Here is a 20,687-nt window from a genome sequence, read left to right as displayed (position 1 = left end):
CGGGTCTATTTACAAACTTCTTAGAATACGGTAACACTAAGGTACGGGTATCTTCGGCACCCAATCGTTTATCGGGTTCCAACAGAGTAATTAATTCACCAAAGATGCGGGCAATATTACCACGATTTATTTCATCGATGATGAGCACGTGCGGCAATGCTTGATTGTCAGTTGTTTCAACCGGAGCCAGTAGTTGAGACAGTTTTTCCCTATCAACTGAGGTGTCCCTTAACTCATATAATGTCATTTGTGAAAGTGTTTTTAAAAAAAGCTGTTCTTTCGGTAAGCTCGGCGAATAGGTTCGTAGCCAGTTGACCTTACGCATTTGATGATAGCCTACGCGTTCATCATTAGGCAGATATTGATAATCTCCAGCGATCTCGGCAATGGCCCTAAACTTATGATTGCCATCGGAAATAATAACCAAATCACCTTTCTGCATAATATTTTTAAACACATTGACCGCAGTCAGCATGTATTCGCTTCGCTCAACCAGACTATCACTCGCTCCATCTATGCGCAGTCGGACATCAGCAGCTGTCGTGCAGCCACTAAAATCAAGATTATCCCCCCAACCTAATAGAATATAATTGTTCGCAAGGCACTCATCGAAAATATAATCTTCACCGTCAAGAGTATTTCCAAGAGACATTTTCCAAATCCGTCTCCCATTCAGGGACAATGACTGGGTTGAACTACCACGCGTTTTAACTTCAGCATTCAGGCACAGCTGTTTAAAAATACCATCGACAACTTCGTAGCGAAGCGCGCCCGATTTTTCATCAGTAGTCGCGCGAATCCCTTCGATAAAGTCTTCATAGGAGAAGCTCTGATGGAAGGTGGTAAACATAATGCGCTGCTTTTCTACTAACGCCTTATAGCGTTCTTTTACCAACTCCCGTAAGTCATTGCCATGATTTTCGCGCGTAGCCTGTTGGTACCATGCATTATCGGCAATTTTGACCGCCATTTCGGTGGTACTGTAGGTTTTACCCGTGCCGGGTGGTCCAAAGAGAATTTGGTTTAAGGGATACATTAACGATTGTTCCTTATTTTCGTTGTCTCTTTTTAGTCCGGATTGGGTAGTTATAGATGGTTTACCACCCAGCAAAGCCACCAGCGCCTGTAACGCTTCAACTGACTCAACATCAGCCGCGAAACCATATTGGGACGTACCATTATCTTTCGGATAACGGCGGTAGCTGGTGCTTTTTACTTTTTCCCAAAGGCAGTGGATACCCGCAATACGATCAATTTCCGCCTTTACGGCAAGGGTTTCTGGTGCAAGAACCAATGGACTCTTGTTAACAACGCCGTCCCGCCTGCGTTTGACATACAGATACTTTCCATTCCCGAGTGCATGCTCGGATGCATAGCTTGGCTCGAATTTTCCAGCCTCAAGCCGGTAACCCAAATCATTCAACGCCTGGTATATCTCCAGAGAATTCAGCATTTCCTAAACCACTCCTTGATGAAAAAGCGTTAAGCCCCTTTCAACATATCAAACACTACCCGAGCAAAGCCTTTCGCCAGTTCAGGATTAGAGAGGTACTGCACCATCATCTCCTGCTGGGCGTCGTTACTGTCCATCACGGCATCATCAATGGCTTTCGGAAAATCGCCCAGCATCGCCTGTTCGCGCGTATTGTTCGCGATCTGGGTCATCACCGCCTGGTTTTCTGACAGCTTGTCGCGCACCGCGAAGGCATAATTGATCATGTCTTTATCGGTGAGATTATCGGTGACGAACAGCTCGTTAAGGCGAGCCAGGATATTTGACAGAAACTCCTCTTTCTTGTCCTTCGGCTTTGCCGTACCGATACCATTACCGGGTTTGATTTTGTATTCTTCAGCATCCTCTTGCAGCTTCAGGTGCTGTTCGTGAAGCTTCGACAGACGATAATGGCTCATCTCGACGTTGCTTAAATCAATTTCATCTTCTTCGATACGTTGCTCATGCAGCAACGGACGCAGGTGACGGGCAAACAGGCTCAGCTTTTCCAGGTTCTTGTCATCGTAATCGACGATTTGTGACATAAACTCGTAAAAGCGAACAAAGCTGCCGAGATCTTTCTTGAAGATATCCAGCTTACTTTTTTCTTTTTCGCAGTCCTTAAAGGTGTTTTCCGCATTGGTGATCAGCACAATATCGCCGGTCTTCTTGGTACGTTCAAACATCTCTTTGGCCAGCACATACGCATCAATCGCCGATGTATAGCGATGCTTCCAGCGTTCCACCGCAGGTTTGCAGATATTGCTAATGGCCGCGTTGGATTTGTTTTTGCTGAAGAACGCTTCACAGAACTGCTCCACTTCGTTCCACAGGAAAATGCCGCTGGTACGCAGCTTTTCATATAGCTCAAAGACAAGTTGCGGATCGCTGACATCCGTCAGCTCTGCTGTCTGGTAGTACGGCTGGAAAGCCCCCAAAATCTCGTCGGGCTCGTTGTAGAAATCGAGTACAAAGGTTCCAGACTGCGCCTTTCCAGGATAGGTACGGTTCAGACGCGACAGCGTCTGTACGCACTCCACACCGCCCAGCTTTTTATCCACATACATGGCGCACAGCTTGGGCTGGTCAAAACCGGTCTGGAATTTGTTGGCCACCAGCATCACCTGGTAATCATCGGTATCAAATGCTTTACGCATATCCCGGCCTTTGAGGCCTGGGTTCATATTGATCTCTGTGAACTTCTGGTTAAGCAGTGCAAGGCTGTTGTAGTCATCTTCGTGGAATTCTACTTCCCCGGAGAACGCCACCATCGCACTGATCTTGTTGTATTTTTGCTCGGCGATGTATTTATCGAAAGCCAGCTTGTAGCGCACCGCCGCTTTACGGGAACTGGTCACCACCATCGCTTTGGCTTGCCCACCCAGCAGGTGCATAACATGCTTGCGGAAGTGCTCAACAATCACCTTCACTTTCTGCGACACGTTATGGTCGTGCAATGCAACCCATTGATTAAGTTTGATCCTGGCTTTTTTGCTGTCCACTTCCCGGTCAGGATCGTCCAGCTTTTGCAGCAGCTTGTACGCCACCTTGTAGTTGGTGTAGTTCTTCAGCACATCAAGAATAAAGCCTTCTTCGATGGCCTGACGCATGGAGTAAACGTGGAACGCTTCCGGTTTGTTAGTTTTGGACGCCGGTTCCTGCGGATTAGGACGACGGCCAAACAGCTCCAGCGTTTTGGCTTTCGGCGTGGCAGTAAAGGCGTAATAGTTGAGGTTGTTGCTGCCTTTACGTGCGGCGACGGTGGCATCCAGAATATCTTCTGAAGACATCTCCACATCGTCATCCGTTTCTTCGGTCATCAGCACTTCTTTCAGCTGACGCGCCGTAGAACCACTCTGCGAGGAGTGCGCCTCGTCGGCAATCACCGCGTATTTACGCTGCTTGAGGCTGACGCTGTTTTCAATCGCCTTCAGAACAAACGGGAAGGTCTGGATGGTGACGATAATGATCGGCTGTGAGTTTTCCAGCGCACTGGCCAGTTTCTCCGATTTAGAACCGTCGCCTTCTTTGTTATTGATACGCCCGACAACGCCATCCTGATGCTCAAACTGATAGATGGTGTCCTGCAGCTGGTCGTCCAGCACGGTGCGGTCCGTCACCACAATCACCGAGTGGAACTGCTTCTCGCCATTTTCATCGTACAGGCGGGAAAGCTGATGGGCGGTCCAGGCGATAGAGTTCGATTTACCCGACCCCGCGCTGTGCTGAATCAGGTATTTATTGCCGGTGCCTTCCACCGTAGCGGCGATGATCAGTTTGTTCACCACATCCCACTGGTGATAGCGCGGGAAAATCAGGCTCTCGCTTTTGTACTTCAGACCAATGGCGTTTTCTTTTTCTACGATTTGCAGATGCACAAAGCTGGCGAGAATTTTCAGAAGATTGTCCGGCAGCAGCACCTCATTCCACAGGTAGCTGGTGGCATAGTCGTTGGCATCTTCCGGGATGTCGTTCCCCGCGCCGCCATCATGGGTCCCTTTGTTAAACGGCAGGAAGAAGGTTTTATCGCCATCGAGTTTGGTCGCCATAAACACTTCGTACTGGCTGACGGCAAAGTGCACCAGCGCACCGCGTTTAAAGGTCAGCAGCGGCTCAGGTTTATTGGTGCCTGGGTCCTTTGGCAAACGCGTTTTTTTATATTGCGTGATGGCGTTTTGCACCGTCTGCTTAAATTCAGACTTCAGTTCCAGAGTCGCTATCGGCAGACCATTAACGAACAACACCAGGTCGATACGCCATTTCTTCGCCTTCACGCCCGTTTCTTCAAATGCGGCTTTCGACGCATGCGGACTGTAAACCAGCTCCGGCACAATACGGCAGATGTTCTGTTTATAGCGAGTCAGGGTTTCCGGATTGAGGTTATGTTCCGGCTTAAACTGGCACAGGGAAAAACGCGCGTTATGGCTTTTGATACCATGACGCAGCACGCCGAGCGTGCCGTAGGTGCGCGAAAGCATATCGGTAGCGTTGATATCCGCTTTTTTCAGCTGCGCCACCAGCGCATCGAGGAAATGACGCTCGGTATCAGTAGGGTAAATCTTGGCAAACTTCTCCCACTCCTGAGGTTGGGTGGTTTGCACAAAGGTCAGGGCATCCTGTGAGTAAAGCGCACGTTCGCGATCGTAGCCGTTATTTTTGCCATGAACCCAGCCTCTGTCGATCATCTGAGCGATCATTTCATCCTGGAAAATCAGCTCCTTGGTGCTGTCCATGCTCATGCGGTAGCCTCCTCTGGCTTCTCAACATCCTGCGTTTCAGGGGCAACCCAATCGCGGACATCGATTTTTCCGGTGACGGCGGCGGAGATAAGGGCGGTGCGGCGTTCCTGCATTAGCTCAATTGTCTTATTAGCTGTCGAAATTATTATGTCATACTTTTGTTTTTGTGATTCTATATACTCAACAATATGTTCAATTTCATCATCAGTAGGCAACCCAATACTAATACCTCCAACAGTATCAGTATTTAAATTTAATTGCGTCCCCATTTTACCTAGCCCAAGGTATGCTTGGCCTGCCTCAAAAATATAATAAAGAAATTTATTATTTATCTTCAGCGATGGGAAATAAACAAATCCATCGTGAATGCATGCCCTTGATGTGGTTAAGCAAGGCTTACCCACTGTCCCAGCAATACTTAAAAAAAGCTGATTTGCATCTAGTCTAACGCTTAGAGATGCACCTAGCTTTGAAAGCCTTTGAGTAGTTTCAGTTAAATACATCCCAGAATTTGAAACATCTGCAATTCTTGTCCAAGAATACTCACCGTCATCATCAAAATATTTAGGATCATCAATTGGCCGCGGGCTGGCACCTCTTTTAACCGCTGTAAGATGTTTAATGTAGACAACTTCCCAATGCTCCGGCACTTCCCCTAACCACTCAACACCAGAATCTTTCATCGGCACATCAGGGTTTAGCCCTTTGGTGACGGCATGGCTAATCACTGCCTGGCGCTTTTCTTTCAGCAGTTCAATCAGTTGCTGTTGCTTCTCGATCAAGTGATCGATTTTTGCAGTTTCGTAATCGAGGAACCAGGCTACCCTCTCTGATAAAGAATAAGAACAGGTTGGTACAGGTAACAGACCAATAAACTCCCAATTTGCTCGTGGCATTTTGGAGCCATAAGTTGAGGAATTAACCTGCTCAATAAATTCATTTGTTAGTGAATAATAATTAAGATATTTTGGATGTAATTTAGCTGTACGAAGCACCAGAAACTCAGATGAGCATACCCCGGAGAAAGTAGCTAACCAAGATTTGGCAAGATAAGGCCGCAACTTCCCGAAAAGAACATCATTCTTTTGAAACGACACCGATGTACCATCTGCTATGCTTTCTTCTTTTGATATATACTTACCATCACCACTCGATATATTTTCCAATCCAACAAATAACTCATCTGAATTGGTAGATTTTGCGGTTTGCAAATCTGCGATGTACTTTAATTTAGTGACAGACCAATCCTCAGGAATCTCCCCCAGCCACTCTACCCCAGAATCCTTATACTCCGGATATGCCTTATACTTAGCCATCAGGAATGCACCTCCTGCAGCAGCTTCATAATTTCGGCGCTGACCGCATCCAGATCGGCATCAATCTCGGATAGCGGGCGCGGCGGCTGGTAAACATAGAAATGGCGGTTAAACGGGATCTCGTAACCGACAATTCCCACCTCACCATCCTTCGCATCTCGCTTATCGGCGTTGATCCAGGCGTCATTCACATGTGGCAGCACTTCAGACTCGAAATAGTTTTCAATCAGGTCGCTGGTAGACACCTCCGGGTTCAGCGGCACGTTTTCGTTATCACGCAGCTCGCCATCCTGTTCAAACTCAACAACCTTGCCTTTGTACTCAAACGCACCGTACAGCGGCTGAGCGACTTCTTTCAGCACTTTTTTCACAACCGGCTCGGCATCCGGGTTTTTGGTGGTGATGGCATCGATAAACTGCTTGTTCTCTTTCGCGTCCAGCTTCACGCCAGCGGTTTTGATTGCCCCTTTCAGGGTCAGCTGGAACTGGTTGAAGTCATTGCTCACCAGCGTTTTGCCACCCGCCTGCGTACCCAAAGCCGTCTGAACCTGCTGCGCTTTTTCCATTAACTCACGCTGCGCCAGCCACAGCTTGCTGTCGAGCAGGTCTTTAATCTGCTTCTCTTTCAGTTCAGCAAATTCAGCTTTGATAATGGCGCGCGCTTCTGCTTCCAGTTCGGAGAATTCACCATAGCTATCCTCCTGCCACTGGGCTGCGAACTCTTCATACAGGCGTTCCATCGGCGCATTAAACGGCTTCGGCGCAAAGCGCAGCGTCGCAATCGCTTCATCAGTCACCTGTGCAGATAACCGCAGCGGGCGCTCAATGGTCAGGCGGCGATAGCCAAAGTCGGTGCTGTTGAAGATTTTGCTGGCGAAGGTTTTCGGCGCTTCGGTTTTAGTGGTGGCAGACTGACGGCCACAGCTGGATTTTTGCTCGGCGGCTTTTTCCAGACCAAGCTCTTCCAGGGTTGTGGCATCCACCACCTCAAAATTACCGAAGGTCTGCGTGATCAGTTTGATATCATCTTCGCCCATCAGGTTGCGCTTGGAACCCAGTGATTTACGCATCTTGCCGCACAGGTTGGTACCATCAATCAGCTGTACCTTGCCTTTACGCTCAGGTGCTTTCTTGTTGGATAGGATCCAGACGTAGGTGGCAATGCCGGTGTTGTAGAACATGTCCGTTGGCAGCGCGACGATGCCTTCCAGCAAATCAGCTTCCAGAATGTAGCGACGGATTTCGCTCTCACCGCTGCCCGCACCACCGGTAAACAATGGGGAACCGTTAAGGATAATCCCGATACGCCCACCGTTGCTCACGGTGCCATCCACATTGTGGTTGTCGCGCATTTTGCTGATCAGGTGCATCAGGAACAGCAGAGAGCCGTCGGAAACACGCGGCAGGCCCGGGCCAAATCGACCATTAAAGCCTTTCTGCGTATGTTCGTCGTTAATCTCACCCTCAATCTTTTTCCAGTCCACGCCAAACGGCGGGTTAGAGAGCATGTAGTCGAACTGATCCTGTGGCAGCTGGTCGTTAGAGAGGGTGTTACCCAGCTTAATACGGCTGACATCCTGGCCTTTGATCAGCATGTCGGCTTTACAAATAGCATAAGATTCCGGGTTCAGCTCCTGACCAAAGGCGCGCATGACTGCGTTAGGGTTCAGCTCGTGCACATATTCCATACCCGCAGAGAGGAAACCGCCTGTTCCAGCCGTCGGATCATAAATAGTGCGGATGATACCGTCCTGTGTCAGGGCTTCATCATCTTCCATAAACACCAGCGAAGTGGTCAGACGCACGATATCGCGTGGGGTGAAGTGCTCACCGGCGGTCTCGTTAGAGCTTTCCGCGAAACGACGGATAAGTTCTTCAAACACCAGGCCCATCTCATAGTTGGAAATCGCTTTCGGGCTGAGATCGGTGGTGGCGAATTTCTTCACCACTTTGAACAGCAGGTTGGCATCTTCCAGCAGGCCGACAAACTCGCTGAATTTGAAGTGATCGAAGATTTCACGCGCATCGGTGGAGAACGACTGCACATAGCTTTCCAGGTTGGCTTTGATGTCGTTCTGTCCCATCTTGCCAAGATCCATCTTCGAGGTGTTGAAGAAGGAGAGCCCGCTGGCGCGCAGCAGAAACTTCTCTTTGGCATCTTCCGGCAGCGGGCTGGTTTTTAATTCATCATATTTCGCCACCACCGCGTCTTTGGTTTCCGCCAGCACACACTCAAGACGACGCAGCAGCGTAAAAGGCAGGATCACGCGCCCGTACTGAGACTGTTTGAAATCACCGCGCAGCAGATCAGCCACCGACCAGATAAACGCAGCCGTTTGAGAAAAATTAGTGTTAGTCATGAAACCCTCGGGGAGATCGCAGCCATACTGCAAATATGCAGAGGCAAGAATTCAGTTGTGGAATGCAATGCGCAAAATGATACCTGCTACAGGGACTATCGCAAACGATATAGGGCAAAGAAATGACCAGTTTCAGGAGGACAATGCAATATGTGGCAAAGTGGCTCCTTACCGCCATACGACATGCAGGTACTGTCCCGGAGCGAGACGGCTGACTGTGTCGAGGATGACGGGTCACAGGTTTATTTTGGATACGATCGTGAACGGTTTTAAAGCTGCCGCCGACGTGCTTAGCCAGCGTTTTCATTTCACGACTTAATTTACTCATAGTAAACCTCTCACAATTTCAACGAGCTGCATTTCTCTGGCGCGTGGGCTTAATGGCAGAAACAATCATATTGACCTGCCTTGAACGGATATCTGTGCGCCAGAGCGGGCAGTTGTTGAGGTATTGCGGGGCGTCGGTAATGCACTCTGTACACCCTCCTGCGATTGCAGGTTATCCCCTCAGGCTATTGGCCTGCCTCGATATCGGTTCAAATCTCCTGTAAAAGTGAACAGTTCGGCATCCGAACTGGTGTGTCAGATTCATGAGTCGTTGAGTGAGGTTGCTTGCCTTCACGGTTGTCCGTTGACACCAGATATAGATGGTTAAAAGTATGGCAAAATGACGTTGCCTTCAAAGACTTTGCATCAGCGAGAAAAGGGAATAACCTGGCACCAGGTGCTATATTTAATATGGCAGGATGTCAGCCTGATGCGCGTATTCAAAACTAAATGGTTCAGCGAGGCAGCTAAATCTCACGCCATCAAAGATAGTGAGTTATGTCGGGCTATAGAGGCGGTAGTGCAGGGGAAGGCTGACGATCTTGGTGGTGGTGTTTACAAGAAACGGCTGAACCAGAATCGCGACCGTGCCATTATCCTGGCGAAAGACGGCGAGCACTGGTTTTACACGTTCCTGTATGCCAAACAGGATATGGCAAATATCGATCAACGCGAACTGGCCGGATTTCGCGAGTTAGCAAAGCACTACGCTGCCCTTGCTGATGAAAAGATTACGGCACTGATTAAGAATAAAGAACTGGTGGAGATTTGTCATGACTGCAAAAAGTAAATTTAAGAGTCCTGCATTTGAGGCCATCCACAGCACAGCTTCTGGATTATTACGCGTTGATGCCATCCCGCAGGAAACGATGCGCAACTTTGATAAAGCGTGCCTCAACAACGTGGATGAGCTTCAACCCATCGAGATTAAGGCGCTACGCGAGAAGCTGAACGTCAGCCAGCCGGTTTTTGCCCGTTACCTGAATACCAGCGTCTCGACAGTGCAGAAATGGGAAAGTGGCGCAAAGCGCCCGAGTGGGTTATCGCTGAAACTGCTTACCGTGGTGCAGAAGCATGGGTTGAAAGTGTTGGTTTGAGTTATTGGGCTGGTCAATGTAGGAGATATAGTTGAGATAAAATGATGAGCCGCTCACTGTCAGGCCATAGCCGCAAAGATGACAGCAGATAATCCACGGCCCTGTAGCAGCTATACATCGCAGCAGCTTTTTTCACTATTTTTACCATTTGTATCCCGCCCAGTGGATGGCTAAAGAAAGGCCCTGGCGATATTTATGCACTGGCAGGATTATGTTGCTGTGATGCTCTGTATCAGACAAAAAATATGATGAATAAAAGCCTAATATTAACAGCAGTATTACTCCTCACAGGCTGCCCCGGACAGGGCGACCCCACGCGTTAGCACAACGGCTACAATTAAAGACAATCATGTCGTATCGCATCAAAAGTGAATGCCGGAGAGAAAATCACCGCCATACAGATTTACAGCGATACAGGCGATAAATTTATCAAGCAGTTTGATAATGAACCGATTTATACAGCTTAAGGCGAATGCCTGCCGGTTTTTAACTATACGTTTAACTCAGGAAAACATTATTTGGTCGCTTATGACATCGCTACGCCACACGATGACAATTATTTAATTACTGTTAATTTTATTCGGTAGAAAGAATCAACAGAAAAATAAGCCGATTATTTCAATGCAGGTTAATATCCACGCACAGTACACATCTGAATTACTCTAAGGAAAATTATAAATCCCGCCTAATCGAGCCATTCACCTTTAAAAAGACTCCGGCATAGCGATTGCAGCCTCATTTAGTTAGGCGTTTAAAATCCCTGAAAATAAAACGTTTATTTACATAAAGAGCCTATACGCTGTTTTATGCATTTACAGCATATAAGCTGTATTTTCATTTACACCTGTAAAGCGCATGATGGAATCGGCCTGTTCCGGCCATATCACTCCAGCTTTGCTCCCTAATACAATTTGCTTCCTGCGCCGCTCAACCCACCTTCATTACCAGCCCGTTTACCCACGCCTCATCCCGGCCCACGCGCTTATCTGCCGTCTGCCACACCGCTTTAACCTCCAGCTCGGGCAGCGCGCGCATTAGCTTCCGTAGCCGCGCCTCGTCCATATCGGTAAACCGCCTGCCGTCCTTCTCGCGTTCGCCGCGCCCCAGCTTAAATGAAAGATACCAAACCCCGTTCGGCTTCAGCGCGTTTGCCAGGCGGGTAAACACTGCCGGCAAATCCGCTTCGGCCACGTGCAGCAGCGAAGCGCAGCACCAGATGCCGTCATAGCGCGCAGGCGCGCTGAAATCCTCAAAACGCATCACCGGCACCGGCAGGCCGATCAGGGCAGCGGCGCGTTGCGCCATCTCAAATGAGGCATCAAACGCCTCCACCGCATAACCGCGCGCCAGAAAAGCGCTGGCGTCGCGCCCGGAGCCGCAGCCCGCATCCAGAATCCGCGCGCCGGGCGGCAGGTAAGCCAGAAAGCGGTCATGTAACGCTGACATATCCACCCGCACCGTCTCATCAAAAAAACGCTGCGCATGCTGCTGGTAATAGTTAATGCTCATCAGAATATCGCGTCTCCCTGCGCAACCGGCTCCCATTGATGCATCAGCGTGTTCAGGCCGGTCTGCCAGGCGCGCTGCAGAAAAGCATGTCGCTGAGCGGGCTGGCTGCCGGTCTGGTTAACCAGCGTCTCATGCAGCGGCAGGCGGCTGTTAATAAAGTACTCGTTGCGATGATGCAGGCGTTCCAGCAGCCGCAGGGAAGGGATGCGCGCAAACTTGCCGTTCTCGCCCCGGTTGCAGGTCTGGCAGGCCAGCACCAGGTTCCAGACGCCGTTAATATTACTCACCTTATCCTGCAGGCTCCACGGCAGAAAGTGGTCCACGTCTGCCAGGTTCTCATCACCGGGCGTCAGGCTGATATCGCGATAGCAATAGAAACAGCGGCCCTTCTGGTAACCGTTCAGGCTGTTGCGACAGCTGGTAATGTTGATGCGCCGGTCGCGCGGGCGGCTAAACAGCATCTGCTGCTCGCTGTCATACTCAACCGCCACCAGATTACGTGAAACGCCCATCGCCCACGCCTGTTCTACCAGCCGCCAGCGCGCATCGGTCTCATGGATCAAATTCGTGAACTGCTGGCTCTCGGTCAGGCGATAAAAATCATCGGTCAGGCGGATGCCTTTAGCGGTTTTACGCTCATCAATGAAAAAGCGCTTGCCAATCTCGGCGCGGTTCACGTTGTGAAAAGCATCGATCACGTTGGCAAAACCGCGCTTTACAGTGATCTCAGTTAGCTGCGCCTCGCTAAGCTCGCCCTGATTAAACTGCATGCAGGCATCCAGAAACTGACTGCGGCTGGAGGTGGTCTGCTTCGGCGCATCCTGTAAATGGGCGCACAGATGGCGGGCGAACGGGGCGGCCAGCGCCTCCAGGGTGATCAGCGTCTGGCCCTGCGGATGTAGATCGTACAGCGCATGGGCAAGAGCAAACTTATAGGAAGCGACGTTGTTGCCAAAAAGGATCACGCCACGCCAGTAGTTCTCCAGCGTAGGGTCAGCCTGATAAAAGCGCATGGGGTATCCTGATTATGCTGCGATAGCGGGACAGTAAGCGTTAACTCAACCTGTAACAGCATCCCATACTCAACCATGCCAGTTCAATAATATGCAAATCACTATTTGGCTATTCATCAGGCGAAACGCGGCACCTTTGCTTATAGTCATGAAGCTTCCCTTTAACCCTGGAGAAACCCATGACGCCGCGTCTCCCTGTGCTGCTGCTCTGCGCGCTGCCATTTTTTACCTCAGCCCATAACTTCATTGACGGAGCGCGCCTTGCGCCGGTTGGCGTCACGGATCGGGGCGAGCTGGTGCTGCAACAGGGCGAGCCCGCCTGGCAGAACTGGAACAGCGCGCAGCTCAGCGGCAAGGTGGGCGTGGTGCTGCATATGGCGGGCCGCCTCTCCGCCAAAGAGCGCAACGCGGCGGTGATCGGCGCTATCGAAAACGCCCGTTTCCCCGCCGAAAAGTTCCAGATAACGACTATCGTTAATACAGATGACGCAATCCCCGGCAGCGCAATGTTCGTGCGGCGCAGCCTGGAAAGCAGCAAACAGGAAACGCCCACCGTGCAGTTCGTGGTGGATGAGCAGGGCGCGGTTCGGCGCGCCTGGCAGTTAACCGAAGGTGACTCGGCGGTGATAGTGCTGGATAAGCAGGGCCGGGTGCGCTTTGCCAAAGACGGCGCGCTCACCCAAAGCGAAGTGCAGCAGGTTATCGCGCTGCTGCAACAGCTGCTGACATAAGGCTGTTAACTGCATGTAAAGGTTGTAATGCCATTGCTGCGTAAAAGGAAATTTCTGAATATTGCGCTACGCTTTGCAAACACAGCGAGGCAGAAATGCGCGTGCAACCGCGGCTGTTTTTGCCTCTGGTCCACTGTCATACAGGTCGCTGCGGCTCTCCATCTGCCGTCACCATGCGCATTCAGCATCTTCTGTTGACATAGTTACGATGAGGAACCAGGGACAGCAACGATGAACGCCAATCATGAAGATGAACTGCAGACGCTACGTGAAGCGCTGCAACACCGCCTCGATCAGCTGCTGCCTGCCGGTGAGCAACAGGATCTGGTCTACAGCGCGATGCGCGAAGGGACGCTGGCATCGGGTAAGCGTGTGCGTCCACTGCTGCTGGTGCTGGCCGCCCGCGATTTAGGTTGTGATATCGAACAGCCCGGCCTGCTTGACCTCGCCTGCGCCGTGGAAATGGTGCATGCCGCTTCGCTGATGCTGGATGATATGCCCTGCATGGATAACGCCCAGCTGCGCCGGGGCCGCCCAACCATCCATCGGCAGTATGGCGAAAACGTCACTATCCTGGCGGCGGTGGCGCTGCTCAGTCGCGCCTTCGGCGTGGTGGCAGAGGCGCAATCGCTGTCGCCCGCCTGTAAAGCCGAGGCGGTTGCCGAACTCTCTACCGCTGTGGGCCTGCAAGGGCTGGTGCAGGGTCAGTATCTTGACCTAAATGAGAGCGGCGAAGCGCGCAGCGCCGAAACTATCCTGCTTACCAATGAACTGAAAACCAGCCGCCTGTTCGATGCCACGCTGCAAATGGCGGCGATCGTCGCCAATGCCTCGCCGCAGGCACGTCAGCGGCTGCGCTGTTTTGCCCAGGATCTGGGGCAGGCGTTCCAGCTGATGGATGACCTGGCCGACGGCCTGAACGGCACCGGCAAAGACATCAATAAAGACAGCGGCAAAGCAACGCTGGTGGCGATGCTGGGCGCCGATGCGGTACATCAGCGGCTGCACGATCATCTGCGCAGCGCCGACGAGCATCTCTCCTGCGCCTGCGATCGGGGTGCCTCCACGCGACGTTTTATGCACGCCTGGTTTGATAAACAGATGGCGCTGTTCAGCCAAAACAGGATCTCATCGCTACCGGAGTGTTAATGACGGATCTAACCCAACGCAAAAACGATCATCTGGATATTGTCCTGAATGCGGCCCGTAGCGTGAAAAAACAGGCGACCGGCTTTGCGCAGTGGCGTTTTGAGCATTGTGCGATGCCAGAGCTGAACCTTGATGAGATCGACTTAAGCAGCGCGCTGTTCGGCAAAAAGCTGCATGCGCCGCTGCTGATCAGCTCCATGACCGGCGGAGCCAGCCGGGCGAAAACCATTAACCTGCATCTGGCACAGGCGGCGCAGGCGCTGGGGCTGGCGATGGGCGTCGGTTCGCAGCGCGTGGCGCTGGAAAGCCCTGATAACTGGGGCCTGACCCGTGAACTGCGTCAGGTCGCGCCGGATATCGCGCTGCTGGCGAATCTCGGCGCGGCGCAGATCGCCAGCCGGGAAGGGCTGGACTATGCGCGCCGGGCGGTGGATATGATCGAAGCGGATGCGCTGATTATCCATCTGAATCCCCTTCAGGAGGCGTTGCAGAGCGGCGGCGACCGTGACTGGCGCGGCGTGCTGGCGGCTATCGGGAAAACGGTTAACGCACTGCCTGTGCCGGTGGTAGTAAAAGAAGTGGGTGCGGGTCTCTCGGTTACGGTTGCGCGCCAGCTGGCGGATGCGGGCGTGGCGATGCTGGATGTGGCAGGCGCAGGCGGCACCAGCTGGGCGGCGGTAGAGGGCGAACGCGCCGCCACGCCGCATGCCCGCGCCGTAGCGATGGCCTTTGCTGACTGGGGGATCCCCACCGCGCAGGCGCTGAGCGATCTCCATCAGGCGCTGCCGCAGATGCCGTTAATCGCATCGGGCGGCGTTAGCGACGGCATCGACGTGGCGAAAGCGCTGCGTCTGGGCGCAATGCTGGTGGGGCAGGCAGCGGGGGTGCTGAGCAGCGCTACCGTCTCCAGCGCGGCAGTGGCCGAACACTTTCAGGTGGTTATCGATCAGCTACGGGTAGCCTGCTTCTGTACCGGCAGCGCCACGCTTAACGCGCTGCGGCAGGCAACGCTGGTACGCAATCCATGAGTCACTACGCCATTATCGCACCGCCGCTTTACAGTCATGTGCGGGCGCTGGAAGCGCTGGCACAACAGCTGCTGGAGCGCGGGCATCGCATCACCTTTATTCAACAGGCGGAGGCGCGCACGCTGCTTAACGATGCGCGCATCGGCTTTTACGTGGTTGGCGAACGCAGCCATCCGCCGGGCAGCCTGGCGCGCACGCTACAGCTTACGGCACAGCCTTCCGGGCCGGGCATCTTCAGGTTGATTAACGATCTGGCGCAGACCACCGACATGCTGTGTCGCGACCTGCCCGCCGCGCTGAAAAAACTGGGCGTGGACGGGCTGATCGTCGATCAGATGGAGGCGGCGGGCGGGCTGGTTGCCGAGGCGCTGGGGCTGCCGTTCGTGTCGGTGGCCTGTGCGCTGCCGGTGAATCGCGATGAGACTATCCCGCTGCCGGTGATGCCATTTAACTACGCCACCGACGCGCGCAGCAAAAAGCTTTATGCCTCCAGTACCCGCGTCTATGACTGGCTGATGCGCCCTCAGGGCGAGGTGATCGCCCGTCATGCGCGCGCGCTGGGGCTGGGCAAGCGGCGGGGGCTGCATGAATGCCTGTCGCCGCTGGCGCAGATCAGCCAGACGCTGCCGGCGTTTGATTTTCCTCGTCGGCTGCCGGACTGTTTTCATGCGGTGGGGCCGCTACGCCATGCGCATTCCGCGCCGCTGGCAATGGAGGCGGCGACCAATCCGCCGCTGGTGTTCGCTTCGCTGGGCACGCTACAGGGACATCGCTATCGCTTATTTCAGCGGATTGCTCAGGCCTGTCGGCAGATAAACGTGCGGCTGCTGATCGCGCACTGCGGCGGGCTGAACGCCTCGCAGGCCGCGAAGCTGGCAGCATACGGCGCTCAGGTCACCGATTTTGCCGATCAGCCTGCGGTGCTGAGCCAGGCGCAGGCGGTGATCACCCACGGCGGATTAAATACCGTGATGGATGCTATCGCCAGCGCCACGCCGGTACTGGCGATCCCGCTGGCCTTCGATCAGCCGGGCGTGGCGGCGCGTGTGGACTACTGCGGCATTGGCCGCCGGGCATCGCGCTTTGCCAGCAGCCACACGCTGGCAGACCACCTCACCACACTGTTAAGCGACAACGGCTATCGTCAGCGGCTGATGGCGATGCAGCCGCAGCTCCAGCAGGCAGGCGGCGCGGCGCTGGCAGCGCAAATCGCCGAGCAGGCGCTGGACGCCGGGCGTCCGGTACTGGCGGGGGCAGCATGATAAAACCGCACTGGGATCTGATTTTAGTTGGCGGCGGGCTGGCTAACGGTCTTATCGCCTGGCGGCTGCACCAGCAGCGGCCGGATCTGCATGTGCTGATGCTGGAGGCGGGGGCGCAGCCGGGCGGCAACCATACCTGGTCGTTCCATCAGGACGATATCACACCCGAACAGCATCAATGGCTGGCACCGCTGGTAGCGCACCGCTGGCAGGGCTATGACGTGCGCTTTCCGGCGCTGAGCCGCACGCTGGATAACGACTATCTCAGCATTACCTCAGAACGCTTTGCGGCGGTTATCGCACCGGCGCTGGGGGATAATCTGCTGACGCAGACGGCGGTCAGTGACGTGACGCCACAATCGGTCACGCTGGCTGACGGGCAGAGGCTCAGCGCGGCGGCGGTGATCGACGGGCGCGGCTATCAGCCCAGCCCGCATCTGACGGCAGGCTTCCAGGCATTTTTAGGGCAGCAGTGGCAGCTCAGCGAGCCGCACGGGCTGACGCGTCCAATTCTGATGGATGCCACGGTGGATCAGGCGGCGGGCTACCGTTTTGTTTATACGCTGCCGCTCTCTGCTACCGAACTGCTGATCGAAGATACACACTATATCGATCGGGCCACGCTGGGCAGCGATCGGGCGCGCCAGCATATCCGTGATTACGCGCAGCAGCAGGGCTGGAAGCTGGCGCAGCTACAGCGCGAAGAACAGGGCAACCTGCCGATTACCCTGGCGGGCCATCATCGTGCGTTCTGGCAGGCGAAGGCGGGCCAGCCGTGCAGCGGCCTGCGTGCCGGGCTGTTCCACGCCACCACCGGTTACTCTCTGCCGCAGGCGGCGGCGCTGGCGGATCTTATTGCGCAGCAGCGCGACCTGACCTCCGCCGCGCTGTTTCACCTGATACAGGATTACGCTGAGCGGCAGTGGCGGCGGCAGCGCTTTTTCCGCCTGCTTAACCGCATGCTGTTCCTGGCCGGACGTCCTGAGCGCCGCTGGCAGGTCATGCAGCGCTTTTATGGACTCCATCAGGGGCTTATCGCCCGCTTTTACGCCGGTCAACTCAAGCTGATCGACATGGCACGGATCCTGACAGGGAAGCCACCGGTTCCGGTTGGTGAAGCCCTGCGAGCCATACTTAAACAAACTCCACGGCTGCGAGCTTTCAGTGATGAATAAAACAATTGTAATCGGTGCCGGTTTTGGCGGCCTGGCCTTAGCGATCCGCCTGCAGGCAGCAGGCATCCCAACCTTATTGCTGGAACAGCGCGATAAGCCTGGCGGTCGCGCCTATGTTTATCAGGATCGGGGCTTTACCTTTGATGCCGGACCAACGGTGATTACCGATCCCAGCGCCATAGAAGAGCTGTTTACCCTGGCGGGCAAAAAGATGGCGGATTACGTGGATCTGCTGCCGGTAACGCCTTTTTATCGTTTGTGCTGGGAAACGGGCGACCGCTTTGATTATGACAACGATCAGGCGCGGCTGGAGGCGCAGATCCGGCGCTTTAACCCGCGCGATGTGGAGGGCTACCGGCGCTTCCTGGATTACTCCAGAGCGGTGTTTAAAGAGGGTTATCTGAAGCTGGGCACGGTGCCGTTTTTGTCGTTTCGCGACATGTTGCGCGCCGGGCCGCAGCTTGCCCGGCTGCAGGCGTGGCGCAGCGTCTACAGCATGGTGGCGAAGTTTATTGAGAATGAGCATCTGCGTCAGGCGTTCTCTTTTCATTCGCTGCTGGTGGGCGGCAATCCCTTCGCCACCTCGTCGATCTATACGCTGATCCACGCGCTGGAGCGTGAGTGGGGCGTCTGGTTCGCCCGTGGCGGCACCGGCGCGCTGGTGCAGGGCATGGTGCGGCTGTTTCAGGATCTTGGCGGCCAGCTGGAGCTGAACGCAGAGGTGACAAAGCTGGAGGCGGAAGGCGCGCGCATCAGCGCGGTCGCGCTGGCGGATGGACGACGTTTTGCCACCTCAGCGGTGGCTTCCAATGCCGATGTGGTGCACACCTATGAAAAGCTGCTGGGTCATCATCCGGTTGGCGCGGCGCGCGCTACTAAGCTGAAGCGCAAACGGATGAGCAACTCGCTGTTTGTGCTCTACTTTGGGCTGAATCACCACCACAGCCAGCTGGCGCATCACACCGTCTGCTTTGGGCCGCGTTATAAAGAGCTGATTGAAGAAATTTTTAATCACGACACGCTGTCAGAGGATTTTTCTCTTTATCTGCATGCGCCCTGCGTTACCGATCCTTCGCTGGCACCGCCCGGCTGCGGCAGCTACTACGTGCTGGCGCCGGTGCCGCATCTGGGCACGGCAAATCTCGACTGGACGGTAGAGGGGCCGCGTCTGCGCGATCGTATTTTTGCTTATCTGGAGCAGCATTATATGCCGGGCCTGCGCGATCAGCTGGTGACGCACCGGATGTTTACGCCGTTTGATTTCCGTGATCGGTTGGGGGCGCATCAGGGGTCGGCGTTCTCCATTGAACCCATACTGCGCCAAAGCGCCTGGTTCCGGCCGCATAACCGCGACAGCCGCATCCCCAATCTCTATCTGGTGGGCGCGGGCACGCATCCGGGCGCCGGGATCCCTGGCGTGATCGGCTCGGCGAAAGCCACCGCAGGCCTGATGCTGGAGGCGCTCCGCTGATGAACAGTACGCTGATGGATCACGCCACTGAAACCATGGCGGCAGGCTCAAAGAGTTTTGCCACCGCCTCGAAGCTGTTCGATGCCCGCACGCGTCGCAGCGCACTGATGCTTTATGCCTGGTGCCGCTATTGCGATGATGTGATTGATGGACAGGTGCTGGGTTTTCATCATCCGGCGGTGAGCAGCGGCAGCGCAACGCAGCGGCTGGAGATGCTGAAAATCGAGACGCAGCGCGCCTTTGCCGGTGCAGAGATGCAGGAGCCAGCCTTTGCCGCCTTTCAGGAGGTGGCGACCCGTCACACCATCCCGCCGCAGCTGGCCTTCGATCATCTTGAAGGCTTTGCGATGGATGTGCGCGAGACACACTATGAGACCTTCACAGATACGCTGCGTTATTGCTATCACGTGGCGGGCGTGGTGGGGCTGATGATGGCGCGGGTGATGGGCGTACGTGACGAATCGGTGCTGGATCGCGCCTGTGACTTAGGGCTGGCGTTTCAGCTAACCAATATTGCCCGCGATATCGTTGAGGATGCGCAGGCGGGGCGCTGTTATCTGCCGCAGGCGTGGCTGGACGAGAAAGGGATGCGCTCTGCCGATATTCTCGATCCGGCCCGGCGCGAAGATCTGGCGCACCTGGCGCAGCGGCTGGTCGCGCAGGCAGAGCCTTATTATGCGTCGGCGCGGGCAGGACTGAGCGGCTTGCCGCTGCGATCCGCCTGGGCGATCGCCTCGGCGCATGGCGTTTACCGTGAGATTGGTGTGAAAGTCAGCGCGGCGGGTGCGCGCGCCTGGGAGACGCGGCAGGGAACCAGCCGCACAGAGAAGATCGGTTTACTGATTAAGGGTGCGGCGCTGGCGCTCAGCTCTCGCGTTGAGAATCCGCCGCCGCGTTCTCCTGAGCTGTGGCAGCGCCCGCGTCGGAAGAGCGGGCACGCGAAGCTGTAGTTTTCTGCGCCCGTGGTTTTTTAACGTTTCGCTCGCGCAGAATGGCCTGTAATTTTTCCACCGGCGGCGCATAGAGGAAGCCGAAAGAGACGCAATCTTCTTTGCCGCGTACCGCATGATGCAGGCGGTGCGCCATATAGAGACGTTTCAGATAGCCACGGCGTGGAATGTAGCGAAACGGCCAGCGCTGATGCACCAGGCCATCATGTACCATGAAATAGAGCGCGCCGTAGAGGGTCATGCCCGCGCCGATCCACTGTAGTGGCCAGACGCCGGAAGTACCGATAGCAATCAGCGCAATCGCCAGCAGCGCAAAGACCACGGCGTACAGGTCGTTGACTTCAAACCAGCCGGTGCGTGGCTCGTGATGCGAGAGATGCCAGCCCCAGCCCCAGCCGTGCATGATGTATTTGTGCGCCAGCGTAGCGATGATTTCCATCGCGGCGACGGTGGCCAGCACAATCAGGGTGTTCCACAGCACCAGCATCGTGACTCCTTTTTCCCGAACAGGATGCCTGTAAAGGTCATCTCCACCCATTTAAGTGATGCAGAGTATAGCAACAGAGTC

General features: G+C 54.5%; 17 protein-coding genes and 1 pseudogene. 10 read left to right on the top strand and 8 right to left on the bottom strand.

Annotation, left to right across the window (positions count from 1 at the left end; translation table 11 throughout):
* Position 1: 1 nt before the first annotated feature.
* From B1H58_RS04620 to B1H58_RS21275, 5 genes and pseudogenes are all read right to left on the bottom strand, one after another.
* Positions 2-1,453, bottom strand: a pseudogene (locus B1H58_RS04620) (AAA family ATPase); the annotation flags it as partial.
* Positions 1,454-1,482: 29 nt separating this feature from the next.
* Complete coding sequence (locus B1H58_RS04615; protein WP_085068207.1) at positions 1,483-4,731, bottom strand: type I restriction endonuclease subunit R; 3,249 nt, start codon at positions 4,729-4,731, stop codon at positions 1,483-1,485.
* On the bottom strand, positions 4,728-6,047 hold the full coding sequence (locus B1H58_RS20890) for a restriction endonuclease subunit S (protein ID WP_208615336.1): 1,320 nt from the start codon (positions 6,045-6,047) through the stop codon (positions 4,728-4,730). The genes B1H58_RS04615 and B1H58_RS20890 overlap by 4 nt, the downstream gene beginning before the upstream one ends.
* Positions 6,047-8,407: a type I restriction-modification system subunit M gene (locus B1H58_RS04600; RefSeq protein WP_085068206.1), complete on the bottom strand. Its 2,361-nt coding sequence runs from the start codon at positions 8,405-8,407 to the stop codon at positions 6,047-6,049. The genes B1H58_RS20890 and B1H58_RS04600 overlap by 1 nt, the downstream gene beginning before the upstream one ends.
* A complete protein-coding gene (locus B1H58_RS21275; protein ID WP_418304138.1) occupies positions 8,400-8,735 on the bottom strand; it encodes a phage integrase N-terminal domain-containing protein in 336 nt (111 codons plus the stop codon). The genes B1H58_RS04600 and B1H58_RS21275 overlap by 8 nt, the downstream gene beginning before the upstream one ends.
* 429 nt (positions 8,736-9,164) lie before the next feature.
* Between B1H58_RS21275 and B1H58_RS04585 the strand changes: the two genes are divergently transcribed.
* The 3 genes from B1H58_RS04585 (at position 9,165) to B1H58_RS21270 (ending at position 10,418) form a co-directional block, all read left to right on the top strand.
* Complete coding sequence (locus B1H58_RS04585) at positions 9,165-9,524, top strand: type II toxin-antitoxin system RelE/ParE family toxin (protein WP_085068205.1); 360 nt, start codon at positions 9,165-9,167, stop codon at positions 9,522-9,524.
* On the top strand, positions 9,508-9,831 hold the full coding sequence (locus B1H58_RS04580) for a helix-turn-helix domain-containing protein (RefSeq protein ID WP_085068204.1): 324 nt from the start codon (positions 9,508-9,510) through the stop codon (positions 9,829-9,831). The genes B1H58_RS04585 and B1H58_RS04580 overlap by 17 nt, the downstream gene beginning before the upstream one ends.
* A gap of 476 nt (positions 9,832-10,307) precedes the next feature.
* A complete protein-coding gene (locus tag B1H58_RS21270; RefSeq protein ID WP_418304147.1) occupies positions 10,308-10,418 on the top strand; it encodes a hypothetical protein in 111 nt (36 codons plus the stop codon).
* Between the two features lie 340 nt (positions 10,419-10,758).
* Here the strand turns inward: B1H58_RS21270 and B1H58_RS04575 are convergent, their stop codons facing one another.
* On the bottom strand, positions 10,759-11,340 hold the full coding sequence (locus tag B1H58_RS04575; protein WP_085068203.1) for a class I SAM-dependent methyltransferase: 582 nt from the start codon (positions 11,338-11,340) through the stop codon (positions 10,759-10,761).
* Positions 11,340-12,353, bottom strand: coding sequence for an HNH endonuclease (locus tag B1H58_RS04570; protein ID WP_085068202.1), 1,014 nt, complete (start codon positions 12,351-12,353; stop codon positions 11,340-11,342). Before B1H58_RS04570 ends, B1H58_RS04575 begins: the two co-directional genes overlap by 1 nt.
* A 179-nt stretch (positions 12,354-12,532) precedes the next feature.
* On the opposite strand from B1H58_RS04570, the gene B1H58_RS04565 reads away from it, so the two are divergent.
* The 7 genes from B1H58_RS04565 to crtB all read left to right on the top strand — a co-directional run bounded on the left by B1H58_RS04565 (position 12,533) and on the right by crtB (position 20,119).
* Entirely contained in the window at positions 12,533-13,084 is a 552-nt protein-coding gene (locus tag B1H58_RS04565; protein ID WP_085068201.1) for a YtfJ family protein, read from the top strand.
* A gap of 231 nt (positions 13,085-13,315) precedes the next feature.
* Entirely contained in the window at positions 13,316-14,233 is a 918-nt protein-coding gene (locus B1H58_RS04560) for a polyprenyl synthetase family protein (protein WP_085068200.1), read from the top strand.
* Positions 14,233-15,261 (top strand): type 2 isopentenyl-diphosphate Delta-isomerase, encoded by a 1,029-nt coding sequence (fni, locus tag B1H58_RS04555; RefSeq protein WP_085068199.1) that lies wholly within the window; start codon positions 14,233-14,235, stop codon positions 15,259-15,261. The genes B1H58_RS04560 and fni overlap by 1 nt, the downstream gene beginning before the upstream one ends.
* A complete protein-coding gene (locus B1H58_RS04550; RefSeq protein ID WP_085068198.1) occupies positions 15,258-16,523 on the top strand; it encodes a glycosyltransferase in 1,266 nt (421 codons plus the stop codon). The genes fni and B1H58_RS04550 overlap by 4 nt, the downstream gene beginning before the upstream one ends.
* On the top strand, positions 16,520-17,698 hold the full coding sequence (gene crtY, locus B1H58_RS04545; protein WP_085068197.1) for a lycopene beta-cyclase CrtY: 1,179 nt from the start codon (positions 16,520-16,522) through the stop codon (positions 17,696-17,698). Before B1H58_RS04550 ends, crtY begins: the two co-directional genes overlap by 4 nt.
* On the top strand, positions 17,691-19,169 hold the full coding sequence (locus B1H58_RS04540) for a phytoene desaturase (RefSeq protein WP_085068196.1): 1,479 nt from the start codon (positions 17,691-17,693) through the stop codon (positions 19,167-19,169). The genes crtY and B1H58_RS04540 overlap by 8 nt, the downstream gene beginning before the upstream one ends.
* Positions 19,169-20,119, top strand: a complete 951-nt coding sequence (crtB, locus tag B1H58_RS04535; RefSeq protein WP_085068195.1) for a 15-cis-phytoene synthase CrtB — start codon at positions 19,169-19,171, stop codon at positions 20,117-20,119. The genes B1H58_RS04540 and crtB overlap by 1 nt, the downstream gene beginning before the upstream one ends.
* Here crtB and B1H58_RS04530 read toward each other — a convergent pair.
* Positions 20,034-20,606 (bottom strand): sterol desaturase family protein, encoded by a 573-nt coding sequence (locus B1H58_RS04530; protein ID WP_085068194.1) that lies wholly within the window; start codon positions 20,604-20,606, stop codon positions 20,034-20,036. The two genes, crtB and B1H58_RS04530, sit on opposite strands and share 86 nt — an antisense overlap.
* Positions 20,607-20,687: the final 81 nt, after the last annotated feature.

Origin of the sequence: Pantoea alhagi (assembly GCF_002101395.1) — a bacterium.
Lineage (GTDB): Bacteria > Pseudomonadota > Gammaproteobacteria > Enterobacterales > Enterobacteriaceae > Mixta > Mixta alhagi.
Note: the sequence above shows the minus strand (reverse complement) of the source record. Positions and strands in the feature narration are given on the sequence as shown.

What these genes read in the sequence shown, in the direction of transcription:
- B1H58_RS21275 (WP_418304138.1), bottom strand. Translation starts at nt 8,735, where the DNA reads ATGAGTAAATTAAGTCGTGAAATGAAAACGCTGGCTAAGCACGTCGGC.
- B1H58_RS04570 (WP_085068202.1), bottom strand. Translation starts at nt 12,353, where the DNA reads ATGCGCTTTTATCAGGCTGACCCTACGCTGGAGAACTACTGGCGTGGC.
- B1H58_RS04580 (WP_085068204.1), top strand. Translation starts at nt 9,508, where the DNA reads ATGACTGCAAAAAGTAAATTTAAGAGTCCTGCATTTGAGGCCATCCAC.
- B1H58_RS04540 (WP_085068196.1), top strand. Translation starts at nt 17,691, where the DNA reads ATGAATAAAACAATTGTAATCGGTGCCGGTTTTGGCGGCCTGGCCTTA.
- crtY (WP_085068197.1), top strand. Translation starts at nt 16,520, where the DNA reads ATGATAAAACCGCACTGGGATCTGATTTTAGTTGGCGGCGGGCTGGCT.
- B1H58_RS04615 (WP_085068207.1), bottom strand. Translation starts at nt 4,731, where the DNA reads ATGAGCATGGACAGCACCAAGGAGCTGATTTTCCAGGATGAAATGATC.
- crtB (WP_085068195.1), top strand. Translation starts at nt 19,169, where the DNA reads ATGAACAGTACGCTGATGGATCACGCCACTGAAACCATGGCGGCAGGC.
- B1H58_RS04600 (WP_085068206.1), bottom strand. Translation starts at nt 8,407, where the DNA reads ATGACTAACACTAATTTTTCTCAAACGGCTGCGTTTATCTGGTCGGTG.
- B1H58_RS04560 (WP_085068200.1), top strand. Translation starts at nt 13,316, where the DNA reads ATGAACGCCAATCATGAAGATGAACTGCAGACGCTACGTGAAGCGCTG.
- B1H58_RS04530 (WP_085068194.1), bottom strand. Translation starts at nt 20,606, where the DNA reads ATGCTGGTGCTGTGGAACACCCTGATTGTGCTGGCCACCGTCGCCGCG.
- fni (WP_085068199.1), top strand. Translation starts at nt 14,233, where the DNA reads ATGACGGATCTAACCCAACGCAAAAACGATCATCTGGATATTGTCCTG.
- B1H58_RS20890 (WP_208615336.1), bottom strand. Translation starts at nt 6,047, where the DNA reads ATGGCTAAGTATAAGGCATATCCGGAGTATAAGGATTCTGGGGTAGAG.
- B1H58_RS04550 (WP_085068198.1), top strand. Translation starts at nt 15,258, where the DNA reads ATGAGTCACTACGCCATTATCGCACCGCCGCTTTACAGTCATGTGCGG.
- B1H58_RS04585 (WP_085068205.1), top strand. Translation starts at nt 9,165, where the DNA reads ATGCGCGTATTCAAAACTAAATGGTTCAGCGAGGCAGCTAAATCTCAC.
- B1H58_RS04575 (WP_085068203.1), bottom strand. Translation starts at nt 11,340, where the DNA reads ATGAGCATTAACTATTACCAGCAGCATGCGCAGCGTTTTTTTGATGAG.
- B1H58_RS04565 (WP_085068201.1), top strand. Translation starts at nt 12,533, where the DNA reads ATGACGCCGCGTCTCCCTGTGCTGCTGCTCTGCGCGCTGCCATTTTTT.